The 12,970-nt window shown below is 61.0% G+C and carries 12 protein-coding genes; 8 read left to right on the top strand and 4 right to left on the bottom strand.

Annotated elements, in window-relative coordinates:
- Positions 1-89 precede the first annotated feature (89 nt).
- Entirely contained in the window at positions 90-647 is a 558-nt protein-coding gene (locus tag ACIQVE_RS03110; protein ID WP_402804413.1) for a YceI family protein, read from the top strand.
- Positions 648-662: 15 nt separating this feature from the next.
- On the opposite strand, the gene ACIQVE_RS03105 is transcribed toward ACIQVE_RS03110, so the two are convergent.
- Together ACIQVE_RS03105 and ACIQVE_RS03100 are read right to left on the bottom strand one after the other, a co-directional pair.
- On the bottom strand, positions 663-1,700 hold the full coding sequence (locus tag ACIQVE_RS03105; protein WP_402804411.1) for an AraC family transcriptional regulator ligand-binding domain-containing protein: 1,038 nt from the start codon (positions 1,698-1,700) through the stop codon (positions 663-665).
- An 8-nt stretch (positions 1,701-1,708) separates the two neighbouring features.
- The gene (locus ACIQVE_RS03100) at positions 1,709-2,623 is read right to left on the bottom strand and encodes a GGDEF domain-containing protein (RefSeq protein ID WP_402804409.1); all 915 of its coding nucleotides are present in this window, start codon (positions 2,621-2,623) and stop codon (positions 1,709-1,711) included.
- A gap of 403 nt (positions 2,624-3,026) precedes the next feature.
- Here ACIQVE_RS03100 and ACIQVE_RS03095 point away from each other — a divergent pair, with 403 nt between their 5' ends.
- The 6 genes from ACIQVE_RS03095 (at position 3,027) to ACIQVE_RS03070 (ending at position 10,497) form a co-directional block, all read left to right on the top strand.
- Positions 3,027-5,570, top strand: coding sequence for a TonB-dependent receptor (locus tag ACIQVE_RS03095; RefSeq protein WP_402804407.1), 2,544 nt, complete (start codon positions 3,027-3,029; stop codon positions 5,568-5,570).
- Between the two features lie 60 nt (positions 5,571-5,630).
- The gene (locus ACIQVE_RS03090; protein ID WP_402804404.1) at positions 5,631-7,535 is read left to right on the top strand and encodes a phytase; all 1,905 of its coding nucleotides are present in this window, start codon (positions 5,631-5,633) and stop codon (positions 7,533-7,535) included.
- A gap of 90 nt (positions 7,536-7,625) precedes the next feature.
- On the top strand, positions 7,626-8,336 hold the full coding sequence (gene tolQ, locus ACIQVE_RS03085) for a protein TolQ (protein WP_402804402.1): 711 nt from the start codon (positions 7,626-7,628) through the stop codon (positions 8,334-8,336).
- A gap of 14 nt (positions 8,337-8,350) precedes the next feature.
- Complete coding sequence (gene tolR / locus ACIQVE_RS03080; protein WP_402804399.1) at positions 8,351-8,797, top strand: protein TolR; 447 nt, start codon at positions 8,351-8,353, stop codon at positions 8,795-8,797.
- Entirely contained in the window at positions 8,794-9,600 is an 807-nt protein-coding gene (locus ACIQVE_RS03075; protein WP_402804397.1) for a TonB family protein, read from the top strand. Before tolR ends, ACIQVE_RS03075 begins: the two co-directional genes overlap by 4 nt.
- Positions 9,601-9,810: 210 nt before the next feature.
- Entirely contained in the window at positions 9,811-10,497 is a 687-nt protein-coding gene (locus ACIQVE_RS03070; RefSeq protein WP_402804395.1) for a GNAT family N-acetyltransferase, read from the top strand.
- Between the two features lie 105 nt (positions 10,498-10,602).
- On the opposite strand, the gene ACIQVE_RS03065 is transcribed toward ACIQVE_RS03070, so the two are convergent.
- Positions 10,603-11,241, bottom strand: coding sequence for a TetR/AcrR family transcriptional regulator (locus ACIQVE_RS03065; RefSeq protein ID WP_402804393.1), 639 nt, complete (start codon positions 11,239-11,241; stop codon positions 10,603-10,605).
- Positions 11,242-11,326: 85 nt separating this feature from the next.
- On the opposite strand from ACIQVE_RS03065, the gene ACIQVE_RS03060 reads away from it, so the two are divergent.
- Positions 11,327-11,914: an NAD(P)H-dependent oxidoreductase gene (locus tag ACIQVE_RS03060; protein WP_402804392.1), complete on the top strand. Its 588-nt coding sequence runs from the start codon at positions 11,327-11,329 to the stop codon at positions 11,912-11,914.
- Between the two features lie 25 nt (positions 11,915-11,939).
- Here the strand turns inward: ACIQVE_RS03060 and ACIQVE_RS03055 are convergent, their stop codons facing one another.
- A complete protein-coding gene (locus ACIQVE_RS03055) occupies positions 11,940-12,881 on the bottom strand; it encodes a class I SAM-dependent methyltransferase (RefSeq protein WP_402804390.1) in 942 nt (313 codons plus the stop codon).
- Positions 12,882-12,970 lie beyond the last annotated feature (89 nt).

Raw genomic sequence — 12,970 nt, 5'->3', positions numbered from 1 at the left:
GGCCGTTTGAGCGGCGTACTGGCGTAACGGCCGGTTGTTTGCTTAAGTCAATCGAGTCCCTCGACGGCAAGCGCTGCCCGGAGAATTCCATGTCTGTCCGATTGCTGCTCGCTGCCGCGTTTTGCCTGTGCGCCATCCCTGCGGCGCAGGCGGTCGAATACTCGCGGGTCAACACCACCGCGAGTCAGATCAGCTTCACCTACAACCAGATGGGCTCGCGGATGTATGGCACCTTCGGCAAGTTCGACGCGACGCTGGATTTTGACACCGACAACCTCGCCAGCGCCCATACCACCTTGCACATCGACCTCACCAGCATCGACGCCGGCAGCGAAGACGCCAATACCGAACTGGTGAAACCAGCGTGGTTCGACACCGCTAAATTTCCCGTGGCAGTGTTCGAGTCAAGTCGTTTCACGCAGGTTTCCGAAAACCAATATCGGATCACTGGCCGATTGACCCTCAAGGGCATCAGCCGAGAAGTCGAAGCCCCGGTGGAGTTGAAAACCGGCAACGCCATCGGCATTTTCGACGGAGAACTGCTGCTCAAACGCGACGAGTTTGGCCTCGGCGCAGGGGAATGGGCCGACACCGTGGTGTCCAAGGACATCGCCATCAAGTTCAAGGTTGTGGCGCCACAGCAGTGACGCCGGCCCATCGCCTCAATGACTGCCGAACAACTGACGTATCAGGTTCGGGGTGCTGCCGGTCCAGCGTTTGAACGAACGTCGAAAGTTCGCTGCATCGGTAAAGCTCAGGTACTCGGCCACTTCGTCGTTGCTCATGCCTTTGACCTGATACAGGTACAGCGCCACGTGTTTGCGCACCAGATCCACCTGTTGCTGGAAACCGCTGTCGTGCTTTTGCAGTTTGCGTTTGAAGGTCGCCGGGCTCATGGCAAATGCCTGCGCAGCCTGTTCCAGGCTGGGTGGCTGACGGACGTGATCCTGCAAGTGACGGTAGAGGCAATCAGTGAAGCTGGCAGCAAATCCCAATTGCTCGATCTGTCGCATGGCTTCCTGGCGGGCGACCTGGCCGGCCGTGGCGGAGGCGCCGGGCCACGGTCGGGCGAGAAATTCCCTCGGGATGCGCATCAAGTCCAGCGGTCGTTTGAACTGCGTGTGCTCGCCCAGATGCACCCAATACTGTTCGACATAACGCGGCTCGGCGTGGCTGAAGCTGCATTCCCACGGCAGGCGCTGTCCGCTGAGCCACTGACTCATGGCGATCAGCGACGTCATGCCGGCTTCCAGCAGAAAACGCCATTGCTCGCCGGCGCCGCAACTGTCCAGCCAGTACACGTAGGCAAAACTGTCATCGAGCAACAGACGCGGTGTCATCAACGGGCTGAGCAAGGCCTGTTGCTGCACCAGTGTGTCGAGCGCCTGATGCAGGTTTTGTGCGTGGCGCAAGGCATGGCTGGCCGCACCGTAATGGCCGGGCAGCAAGCGTTGGCCGAAGAGGAAACTGCTGTCATCGGCGTCGAGCAAGCGCCGGCTGTTACCGATCAGAGCGAGAAACTGCTGCGGGCTGAGGCGAGTCTGCCCCGCCAGAATGTCTTCATGAAACAACCCCGTGCCGCGCAGCAAACGATGGCTGTCGATGTCACGCGACAGCGCCAGGTCGATCAGCGTCGCCGGCTGGTAATGCCCGGGAATGAAACGGCTGTCGCTCTCGTACCAGTTGGTTTTGACGGTCATGGTCGGCCTCAGGCAGTTTTGGCCAAGGGCGACTTGGCGCGTGCCAGTGCCAGGTTCAAGCGCTTGAGCAGCGCTTCGGGCGTCTCGTCGAGGGCCATGACGGCCGCCGTGCTGGCCGCCAGTTGCAGGCGCTCGCCGTGTTGACGGGTTTTGTGCGCCAGCGCTTGCACGGCGATCTGCAGTTCTTGCGCGAGCAGTTGCGCCTGACGTTCGCCGGTATTGGGCAGCAGCACCACAAAGCGGTCGCCGGCCAGGCGACAGAGCAGATCCTGACGGCGCAGGTTGAGCAGCAGCAAATGGCTGAGGGCTTGCAGCACGGCATCACCTTCGGCATGCCCGTAGGCCTGATTGATCGCGGCGAAGTTATCCAGATCCAGCACCAGCAAAGACAGCGGTTGTTGCTGGGCGATACTCTCGCCGAGGCTGTCGGCCAGTTGCCGTTTCAGATAATCGGCGCCACCCAGCGGGGTGAGTTTGTCGAACAGCCGATGCTCGCGGAACAGTCGCTCGCGTTTCTCCATTTGTGCGCTGATCGCCAGTTGCTCACGGTGCCAGTGATAGATGCCGATGGTCAGCAGCACCATGCCCACCGGCATCGGGCCTGACTCCAGCCAGTGATCCCAGGTGATGCTGTCGGGCAGGCGAATGAACTCATCGAGGCTGTCAATCCACCAGGAAAAGAAGATGCAACTCAGCCCCAGCGCCAGGTAATTGGTGACCCGTCCGGCCGGGCGGCTTTTCAGCACCAGCCCCAGCCAGACCAGCGCCAGCAGCGCCGAGCCACCTTCGCCGATGATGTCCAGCCAGACCCATTCGCTGACCGGTTTGAGATTCCCGCACGCCAGATGCAACAGCAAACCGAGGTTGGCTGCCAGCAGCAGTGCCGCGAGTTTCCAGCGATGGGGTTTGAGCACTGAGAACATGGCCGCGATCCTTTGGCGAAGAAGCAATGCGCGCCAGCACAGCAGATGTTTGTGACAGCCGGGTGACGGTCGGGGGAGGTCGAATCAGCTCATCGTGGCGTGAGTTTTATCTAAAAAACGCCACCGACCCTGTGGGAGCGAGCCTGCTCGCGAAGGCGATAGTTCAGTCAGCATTGATGTCGAATGTGCCGCCGTCTTCGCGAGCAAGCTCGCTCCCACAGGTTTGGCGGTGGGGCGATGAGGTCATTTCAGCTCATTTGCACTGACTAATCCCGGCAAATGCCCGGTTTACAGGGCTCAGCCGCTCACCCTGTCACAGAAGCGTCATGCGTCAGCCCTAGCTTGCCCTTCCAGTTGCCGGGCCACTTGCCTGGTCTGACCGATTCTTTGGGGGAGGACACACATGTACCAGCGCAGCAGCTATCCGCGCAGCGGCACCGTCGGGCTCTTCAGTTTCACCTTGACCGCTTTGGCCATTGCGGTGGCCAGCGAGCAGCTGCACGCAGCCGATGCCACTGCCAATGTCGAACACGTTGAAGTGGTTGGCCAGGCCGCGAGTATCGACTCGGCGCTCAAGGAGCAGCGTCGTTCCGACAGCATCAAAAGCGTGGTACATGCCGACGGCATGGCGCAGTTGCCCGATGAGAACGTCGCCGAAGCGGCGCAGCGCATGCCCGGTGTCAGTGTAGAACGCGATCAGGGCGAAGGGCGTTTTGTCAGCGTGCGCGGACTGGGGCCGGATCTGAACAGCGTGACCATCAACGGCACGCTTGTGCCGTCGCCGGAAAGCGAACGCCGTGCCGTGGCCCTCGACGTGTTGCCTTCGGAGCTGGTGCAGTCGCTGTCGGTCATCAAGACCCTGACCCCGGACATGGATGCCAACTCGCTGGGCGGTACGGTCGATGTCAAAAGCCTGTCGGCGTTCGATCACAAAGGGCTGTTCTACACCGGCGGCACCGAGGCCAGTTACGACAAGAACACCCATCAGACCAGTCCCAAGTTCTCCGGGGCGGTCAGCGACCGGTTCAGCCTGGGCGATGGCATCGACAACTTCGGTGTCGCGGCCGCATTGAGTTGGCAGAAGCGTGATTTCGGTTCGGACAACGTCGAAACCGGTGGCGCCTGGGATTTCGCCCGTGGCGCGCAACTGGAAGAGTTCGAACAACGTGACTACGACATCAGTCGCGAACGCACTGGCGGCGGTCTGAACTTCGATTACAAACCCGACGATCTCAGCAGCTATTACCTGCGCACGCTGTACAGCCGCTACAAGGACAGCGAAACGCGCAATTCGACCAGCATCGAGTTTGCCGACCCGCAAGCCGCCGGCGTACTGGGCGACGCTGAAGGCAAACGCAAACTCAAGCAGCGCGAAGAAACCCAGGAAATCCAGTCGTACGTGTTCGGTGGCGAACGCATGATCGGTCTGTGGACGCTCAGCGGTCAGGCCGGCTACAGCCGCTCCAGCGAAGACAGTCCCGGGCACATCGCCAACGCGGAGTTCGCTGGCAATGACGATTTCGCCGACAGCGGTTTTTACAGCAACGACAAACCGCGTCCGATCATCGGCCAGGGCTTCTACGACGCCAATAACTTCAGCCTCGACAAGGTCGACTGGGAAAAGCAGAACACCCAGGACACCGAGAAAAACCTGCGCCTGGATCTGGCCCGTGACTATGACTTGAGCGGCTACGCGTCGCAGGTCAAGTTTGGCGGCAAAGTCAGCCGCCGCAACAAGGACAACGACCTCGACGCCTGGGTCTATGAAGACTTCGATGACCTCGGTTTCAGCGACGATCAACTCAACCTCAGCCGCTTCGCCAAGGGCTCGGTGGATTATCGACTGGGCCGGTTCGGGCCGGGTATCAGTGGCAGTGCGATCAAGAACCTGATCGGCGGGCTGAACCGCGACGACTTCTATGACCCGGTCGAATCAACCGTCAACGACTTCAAGATGAGCGAGGACATCAACGCCGGTTACCTGATGAACACCGTCGACATCGATGACTGGCGTTTCATTGCCGGCCTGCGTTACGAGGGCACCGAGTTCGAAGCCAAAGGCACCGGCGCCACCGACGGCGACTTCGAGCCCACCGAGACCAAGCGCAGCTATCACCACTGGCTGCCGGGCCTGCATGCGCGCTATCAACTGGACAAAAACACCCAGGTACGTGCGGCGTGGACCAAGGCAGTGGTGCGTCCGACCTTCGGCCAACTGGCGCCGGGCTTTGTCATTGATGGTGATGAGGCGACGTTCGGCAACCCCGAGCTGAAACCGCTGGAGTCGAGCAACCTCGACCTCGGTATCGAGCACTTCATGGGCCATGCCGGCACGGTGTCGGCGTTTGTGTTCTACAAAGACATCAAGAACTTCGTCTACAACACTGACGTGGCCGGCACGGGCGCCTGGACGGACTTCTCCGAAGCGCACACTTTTGCCAACGGCGACAGCGCCAAACTCTACGGCCTGGAGCTGGCGTACTCGCAAAAATTCGACTGGTTGCCGGCACCGTGGAACGGTCTGTTGCTGGGGGCCAACACCACGTTCAGTCGTTCCGACGCGGAAATAAAAGGCTTCGATGCCGCCAGTGGCACCAACCGTAAACGCAGCATCGATCTGCCGAGCCAGTCCGACACGGTTGGCAACCTGATGCTCGGCTGGGAGAACGACAAGGTCAGCCTGCGCCTGTCGGCCAACTACAAATCCGACTACCTCTATGAACTGGCTTCGATCAGCGACAAGGCCCACGACCTGCACGTCGATGCGCAGACCTTCGTCGATTTCAGCGCGCGTTACTCGATGACGAAAAACCTGCAACTGAGCTTCGAGGCGCAAAACCTCACCGACGAGTCGTACTTCGTCTACACCGGCCAGCGCTCCTACAACGGCCAATACGAAGAATACGGCCCGACCTACAAGCTCGGCCTGACCTTCACCCATTTCTAAGCCTCGGAGGGCGGCCGGGTGCCGCCGTCGATCCACGCACGACAAGGATTCTGCCGGTTCATGAGTATTTCTTTGCGACACAAACGCTGGCTGCTCGGCGCACTGATTGCCCTTGCCGCCAGCCAGACGCTGGCCGACACGCCGAGCCTGGCACTCACGGCGTGGGCGCCGAAGCTGAAATTTGAAGCGCTGGTGTTTTTACCCGGTGATGCGCGCCTTGGCGTCAGTGCCGCTGAAGGCTTGCTGTTACTTGATGGCCAGGGTGCGCAGCTGGCGCGGTTGCCCGGTTCTTTCAGCGGGCTTGATAGCCGTGCAGACGAGCGTCACGTGTGGGTTGCCAGTGTCGACAACGCCAGTCAGCGAGCACTGGTGGTCGGCCTCGATCTGGCGCAGCGGCAATGGGGCGTGCCGCTGTATCTGCCGACGCGAGACTTTGCGGTAAACGGCGTGTGCCTGTACCGCGACAGCGCCGACAACCTGTTTATGTTTCTCGTCGGCGAGGAGGGCAAGGGTGAGCAATGGCTGGTCGGCAACGGCGTCACGCTCAATGCCCAGGCGCAACGGGTGCGGGGTTTGCCACTGCCGCCATCGGCGCAGTTTTGCCAGGTCGACGATGCCGCCGAGCAGTTGGTGGTCAACGAAGAAAACGTCGGCTGGTGGGCGTACCCGGCGGCTGCCGAAGCCGAGGTGCAACGCTCGCCGGTGGCTTTGCGCGAGCCGTTCGGCCAGATCAAAGGCAAGGCCGGTGCCGTGGCGCTGGTGCCGGGCGGCCTTATTGGGCTCGACCCGAAAGCGGCGCAGTTGTACCTCTACCAGCAACACGACGCGGGTTGGACGGCGAAAGCGACGTTGCCATTGGCGGATTTGAAAGAGCCGGAAAATCTGGCCGTGCGCAAAACCGCCACAGGCCTGCAAGTGTTGATCCGCGACGATGACGATGGCCGCGTCTATCAGGGCAATCTCGACTGGCAAGCCACGCCGGTTGCGTTGCCGCCGAAGTTGCCAAGTGTTGCGGCGCAGGCACAGAGCGATCCGGTCGCGCGGCAGGGCGATGCGGCGGACGACCCGGCGATCTGGGTGCATCCGCAGCAGCCATCCCTCAGCCGAGTGCTCGGCACCAATAAAAAACAGGGCCTGATGGTGTATGACCTGCAAGGCAAACAGGTGCAGGAGTTGCCGGTCGGTCGCCTGAACAACGTCGATGTGCGGCCCAACTTCAAACTCGGCGCGCAGACCGTGGACCTGGCGGTGGCCAGCCATCGCGATCACAACAGCCTCAGCCTGTTCGCCATCGACCGTAAAAGCGGCGAGTTGCGCGACATCGGCGAAGTGCCGACGCCGTTGAAAGACATCTACGGCCTGTGCCTCTTTCAACCGGCCAGCGGCGAGATTTACGCCATTGCCAACGACAAGGACGGCACCTTTCTGCAATACCGTCTCGGTGCCCCGAACGGCAAGGTGCAGGGCGAGTTGGTGCGCCGTTTCAAGGTCGACAGCCAGCCCGAGGGCTGCGTCGCCGACGATCAGCGTCAGCGTCTGTTCATCGGCGAAGAAGACGTTGGGGTCTGGGCGGTGGACGCCCGCGCCGAGCAGCCGGCGACCCTCACCAGCGTGATCAAGGTGGGTGGGCCGTTGCACGCCGACGTCGAAGGTCTGGCGCTCTATCAGAGTCCGGCGCGGGACTATCTGGTGGTGTCCAGCCAGGGCAATGACAGTTATCTGGTGCTGGACGCCGAGCCGCCATTTGCCGTTCACGGCGCATTCCGGGTCGGGCTCAACGCGGCGGCCGGTATTGACGGGGCGTCGGAAACCGATGGTCTGGAGGTGACCTCGGTCAACCTCGGTGGGCCTTGGAGCCGGGGACTGTTGGTGGTGCAGGACGGCCGCAAACGGATGCCCGAGCAAAGCCAGAACTTCAAGTTCGTGCCGTGGGCCGAGGTGACCAAAGCACTGAAGTTGCCCTGAGTCGTCATCAATCGGTCATCACTTTTTCATCGAATAGCGCCACGGTCGTTGCCTCGGCAACGCCGGCCATTGCCAAGAAGGAGCTTCACCATGCAGGCCACGCTCGAACACATGACTATCTGGGGGCTGATCAGCGACGCCAGCCTTTTGGTCAAAGCCGTGATGCTGACGCTGCTGCTGGCATCGGTGCTCAGTTGGTACTTGATCATCCAGCGCAGTCGCGTACTGCAACGGCGCGACCGGCAGTTGAACGGTTTTATCCAGCGCTTTCGCCTGGCGCCCGAACTGTTGCCGCTGTACCGCGAAACCGCTCAGGTGCAAGACCCCGAGGCAGGTATCGAACCGATCTTCAATGCCGGATTCGCCGAGTTTCGTCATCTCAATCAGCACGCCGCCAGCCAGGCCGATGCGGTGCAGGAAGGTGTCGAGCGGGCACTGCATGTCGCCATCAGCGAGCAGGAACTGCAACTGGAAAAGGGTTTGCAGTTTCTCGCCACCGTCGGTTCGGTCAGCCCTTACATCGGTTTGTTCGGCACCGTGTGGGGGATCATGAATTCGTTCCTCGGCTTGTCTCAGGTGCAGCAGGCGACGCTGTCGACTGTCGCCCCTGGCATCGCCGAAGCGTTGATCGCCACGGCCATCGGCCTGTTTGCGGCGATCCCTGCGGTCATCGCTTACAACCGTTTTGCGGCGCGTAGCCAGACGCTGCTGACGCGTTACTACGCCTTCGGCAACGAGCTGCAAGTGCGTCTGCATCGCCAGTTGCACGGCACGCCGATGAACCTTGCCGCTGCGGCCTGAACAGGAGAAACACGATGCTAGTCAGGCCACAACGCAAGCATGGGCCCAAGGCTGAAATGAACGTGGTGCCTTACATCGATGTGATGTTGGTGCTGCTGGTGATTTTCATGGTGACCGCGCCGATGCTGACCCAAGGGGTGAAAGTCGAGCTGCCGAAGATCGCCAGTGAGGCCTTGGCCACCGACACACGCCAGCAGATTCTGACGCTGTCGGTGAAGGCCGGTGGCGGTTATTTCTGGAATCTGGGCGGCGAACTCGATACACAGCATCAGACCGACAGTGCCGTGGCACTCGACGAAATGCGCACCAAGGTCGAGCAAATTGTCGCGCAGCGCCCTGATACGCAGGTGTATATCCGCGCCGACAAGGACGCCGGTTACGGCAGCGTCGTTGCCGCCATGGCCGCGTTGCAGCACGGCGGTGTCAGCAATCTCGGGCTGGTGACCGAGGCCCCGCAATGACGGCGATGATCATGCACAGTCCTGCAACGCTTTGCGCACCGATGCTGCGCCACGACTTCTGGCAACACAGCCTCGCGGCGACACTGGCGCTGGCATTGCATGCCGGGGTGCTGGTGTTGTTGATCAACACTTGGTCGCCGTCGGCACCCGAGGTCAAGCCACCACGGGTGTTGACCACGCAACTGGTGATGGTCGTGCCGGCGGTCCAGCCTCCTGCGCCTCAACCGACGCCGACGCCCGCGGCGATTGCCGAGCCGGTTGTCGCGGCGCCGGTCGAACCGGTGAAACCACTGGCGGAGCCGATACCTCAGGCGCCAAAAGTCGAGCAAGCGGCCCTCGCACGCAAGCGGGTGGAGGAGCGCAAACGCGAGCAACAGGCCGAGCAACAGCGCCAGCAAACCGAGGAGCGCAAGCGTGCAGATGCCGCCGCGCAGCAACGCCTGGCGCAACAGCAAGCAGCACAGCAACAAGCGAATCAGGCCCGGCAACAGGCACAACAGGCCGAGCGCGCACGCCAGCAGGCACTCGCCGACAGCCGCCAATATTTACCGCTGAGCAAAGAGGCGCCGGAGTATCCGGAGCGGGCGCTGGACAAAAATATCGAGGGTGATTGCTCCGTGGAATACACGGTCAACCCGCAAGGCAAAGTCGAAAATCCCAAAGTGCTGGACGGCTGCCATCCACTGTTCATCCGCCCGTCACTGGCGGCGGCGCAAACCTTCCGTTATCAGCCGCGGATCGTCGAGGGTGTCGCGGTGTCGGTGCCAGCGGTGCGCAATACCTTTCATTACCGGATCAAGTGAGCCAGGCGGGAAACTGCCGGATTGATGTTGGGCGCTTTGGCCCCTTCGCGAGCAAGCTCGCTCCCACAGGGGAATGCGCCCAGTTGGATAATCACGATCCAAATGTGGGAGCGAGCTTGCTCGCGAAGGGGCAGGTTCAGTCAGCACAAATGCAGGCAGGCCCGACGCACAAGGTATGATGTCGCGGTTTTCCGCCGGAGTTCAGCCGCCATGCACCGCATCACCCACTACAAATCCCCTTGCCCCGAGGCCGTCAACAGCCAGATTCTGCAGATGGTCGTCGACTACCTGACCGACATCAGCGCGGTCGGGCTCGGCCCGAGCAACCTGTTGTACAACGTCTATCAGTACGCGGTTGGCTACGAGGTGCATCTGTATCTGGAAGCGTTGAATGGCGAGAAGGGCACCGAGGTGGAGTTGTTGGTGGCCACCGATGGGAACGATCCGGAGCAAGTGATCGGTTTTCTGTTGTACCTGCCGGTGCAGGGCGATTGGGAAGCGTGCAGCGTCGCTTACATGGCAGTGCGCGAAGGTCATCGGCGTCAGGGTGTGGCGCGGGCGATGATCGGCGAGATGGTCGGGCGTTATCCTCACGCCGAACTGGCGTGCACCGTCGGTAAGGTCCCGTATCTCGAGACAATGGGCTTTGAAGTGATCGGTCAACGCGAGACGCAAGTGCTGATGAGTACGCGGCATTACCGCAGTAACGGCCTGCGCGGATATATCGACACCACGCCCATCTACCGTTCGCTGGAAGTGCAGCAGATCCACACCTACCTGCTACAGAAGAACAGCAAGCGCGCCATGCTCGACGCCGAGAAACAGCGCGACCGGCATCTTGATCAAACCATGCGCCATACCGAAGCATTTGTTCGCCAGCGCTTGACTGTTCACTGATCAGGCATCGGCATCCAGAGCTGGGTTCAGAACACTCACGCCTACGCACCTCTCGATGAACAAAGCCGCAGCGTAACTCCATCGTGGGAACCTGCGCGAGTGCTCTCAAGTACCGCTAGTCCCTCGGGCGGCGGCTCTTTCGATCATCGCCATGATGGTCGCATACAGCTCGTCACTGGCCTGTTCAGCGCTGATTTCGCCGTTGGCAGCAGCGTTGGACAGCGCTTCAGCGGCGCCAAGCATTGCGCGTAAACCGGCTTGGGTGATTTGCCCGCCGTTGGCATAAGGCGCCAGCACGCTGCGACATTTTTCCAGGAAGATCGCCTCGTATTCGCGCTTGATCTTGTCAAGTTCAGGTGTGCTGGCCAATGCGGCAATCACCCCGGGAATCTCGTTGCCTTGCAGCAATACACAATCGACGTACGCCTTGGCGATCACCGTTGCGGTGCCAGTCAATGTCGGTTCGCAATCGGCGATGGAGGCGTCCATGAGCAGCGTCTGCCGCGTATCGAAATCCCGATACAGCGCGGCGAGCAAGCCTGCGCGGGTGACGAAGTGGTCATAGACCACCGGTTTGGTTACGCCAGCCTGCTCGGCGAGGTAGCCGAGGGTCAGGGCGTCAGTGCCTTCGGCGCGGATGATCTGCCAAGCGACGTCGAGCAACTGGCGCAGGCGGTCTTCACGGGACAGGCGTCGGCGTGGTTGGGCGGGGGAATCCTGTTCGGGAATTTCTTCGGTTGACATGGCTATATACCAAACGTAACTTACGAATCGTAACTTACCAAGAGTATATAAGCCTTGGTCAGCAATCACCAACTGGAGATTTCCCATGCACACATTGATTGTTGTCGCTCATCACGATCCTCGTTCGTTGACTCATGGCGTAGCGACACAGATCGCTAAAGGTCTGACGCTGGCTGATTCGGGCAATACCTTTGAAATTGCCGATCTACACGCCGAAGGTTTCGAACCGCGCTTCGGGGCCGCAGATTTCGCCGTGCATCACCGTGAGGCGCCGCCGCCGGCGGATGTGCTGGCGGAACAGGCGCGCATTGATCGCGCCGACACGTTGGTGCTGGTGTATCCGGTGTACTGGTGGTCGATGCCGGCACTGCTCAAGGGCTGGATCGACCGAGTGTTCAGCAATGGCTGGGCGTTTGATTTCAGCGGCGATCTAAAGCACGTGAAGCTGCTTCAGCGCATGCGGGTGCATCTGGTTCAGCTCGCCGGGGCGGATGCGCGCACGTATGAGCGTCATGGTTACGGCGCGGCGATGAAGGCGCAGATCGAGCACGGGATCTTCGATTACAGCGGCGCGACGGTGCTGAGCTCTACGTTGTTGCCGGAGTCGGAAATGCGCGATCCCAAGCAGCAGCTCCAGGTCGCCCGCGAACTCGGTAGCCAAATGCACACATAACCCCGTGTAGGGGATTTGTGGTGGATCAGTGGGTGCGTTGGAAGATAAGGGCTTTGAGGCCGCTTTCGGCGTCAATGTCTGGAAACTCCGGCGGATTTTCCAGGCGCTGCTCGAAACGCAAACTCGGCGCCTCCTGCGTTACCCCATCGATCAAAAAGTCGGAGCCGAACGCTGGATCATTCATGCACGCCAGCACGGTGCCTTGCGCGGTCAGCAGTTCCGGCAAGCGGCGCAGCACGCGTTGGTAATCCTTGGTCAGCAGGAAACTGCCTTTCTGGAACGATGGTGGGTCGATGATCACCAGATCGTACGGGCCGCTGTTGATCACCTTGCCCCAGGACTTGAACAGATCGTGGCCCAGGAAGCTGACGTTGCTCAGGTCATGCCCGTTCAACCGATGGTTGTCGCGTCCGCGGCTCAATGCCGCGCGCGACATGTCCAGATTGACCACATGGCTGGCGCCGCCTTCGATGGCCGCCACGGAAAAGCCGCACGTATAGGCGAACAGGTTCAACACCCGTTTGCCATTGGCGTGTTCGCGCACCCAGTTACGCCCGTAACGCATGTCGAGAAACAGCCCGGTGTTCTGCTTGCGGCCCAGATCGACGCGGTACTGCAAGCCTCCCTCGACGATGGTCATTTCGTCGATCTCATCCCCCAGCAGCCATTCGGCAGTGCTTTGTGGCAGATAACGATGCTGGAGCAACAGGGTATGCGCGCCGGATCGCTGCCACTCGGTCGAACCACTGATGTCCAGCAGCAAACGCTTGAGATCTTCAAGCTGCTCGGGCGCAGGCTCCTTGAACAACGACACCAGCACCACGCCTTGCAGCCAGTCTACGGTCAGCTGTTCCAGCGCCGGCCAGCAACGTCCGCGCCCGTGGAACAGGCGACGGGTTTCGCTCGGCGCCGCCGCGAGCGCGGGCAGCAAATGGGCGTGGAGGGTGGCGAGGGCTTCAGGGTTCATCGGTCATGGTCGGCAAGCAAAAGGGTCGGCATTTTAACCACAATTGCGCCTTCGCGAACGACTGTCGCGCAGGGGCCAATACGAGCTTT

Source organism: Pseudomonas sp. NPDC098747 (assembly GCF_044760045.1).
In the GTDB taxonomy this organism is placed as follows: Bacteria; Pseudomonadota; Gammaproteobacteria; order Pseudomonadales; family Pseudomonadaceae; genus Aquipseudomonas.
Note: the sequence above shows the minus strand (reverse complement) of the source record. Positions and strands in the feature narration are given on the sequence as shown.

What these genes read in the sequence shown, in the direction of transcription:
- ACIQVE_RS03110 (WP_402804413.1), top strand. Translation starts at nt 90, where the DNA reads ATGTCTGTCCGATTGCTGCTCGCTGCCGCGTTTTGCCTGTGCGCCATC.
- ACIQVE_RS03105 (WP_402804411.1), bottom strand. Translation starts at nt 1,700, where the DNA reads ATGACCGTCAAAACCAACTGGTACGAGAGCGACAGCCGTTTCATTCCC.
- ACIQVE_RS03100 (WP_402804409.1), bottom strand. Translation starts at nt 2,623, where the DNA reads ATGTTCTCAGTGCTCAAACCCCATCGCTGGAAACTCGCGGCACTGCTG.
- ACIQVE_RS03095 (WP_402804407.1), top strand. Translation starts at nt 3,027, where the DNA reads ATGTACCAGCGCAGCAGCTATCCGCGCAGCGGCACCGTCGGGCTCTTC.
- ACIQVE_RS03090 (WP_402804404.1), top strand. Translation starts at nt 5,631, where the DNA reads ATGAGTATTTCTTTGCGACACAAACGCTGGCTGCTCGGCGCACTGATT.
- tolQ (WP_402804402.1), top strand. Translation starts at nt 7,626, where the DNA reads ATGCAGGCCACGCTCGAACACATGACTATCTGGGGGCTGATCAGCGAC.
- tolR (WP_402804399.1), top strand. Translation starts at nt 8,351, where the DNA reads ATGCTAGTCAGGCCACAACGCAAGCATGGGCCCAAGGCTGAAATGAAC.
- ACIQVE_RS03075 (WP_402804397.1), top strand. Translation starts at nt 8,794, where the DNA reads ATGACGGCGATGATCATGCACAGTCCTGCAACGCTTTGCGCACCGATG.
- ACIQVE_RS03070 (WP_402804395.1), top strand. Translation starts at nt 9,811, where the DNA reads ATGCACCGCATCACCCACTACAAATCCCCTTGCCCCGAGGCCGTCAAC.
- ACIQVE_RS03065 (WP_402804393.1), bottom strand. Translation starts at nt 11,241, where the DNA reads ATGTCAACCGAAGAAATTCCCGAACAGGATTCCCCCGCCCAACCACGC.
- ACIQVE_RS03060 (WP_402804392.1), top strand. Translation starts at nt 11,327, where the DNA reads ATGCACACATTGATTGTTGTCGCTCATCACGATCCTCGTTCGTTGACT.
- ACIQVE_RS03055 (WP_402804390.1), bottom strand. Translation starts at nt 12,881, where the DNA reads ATGAACCCTGAAGCCCTCGCCACCCTCCACGCCCATTTGCTGCCCGCG.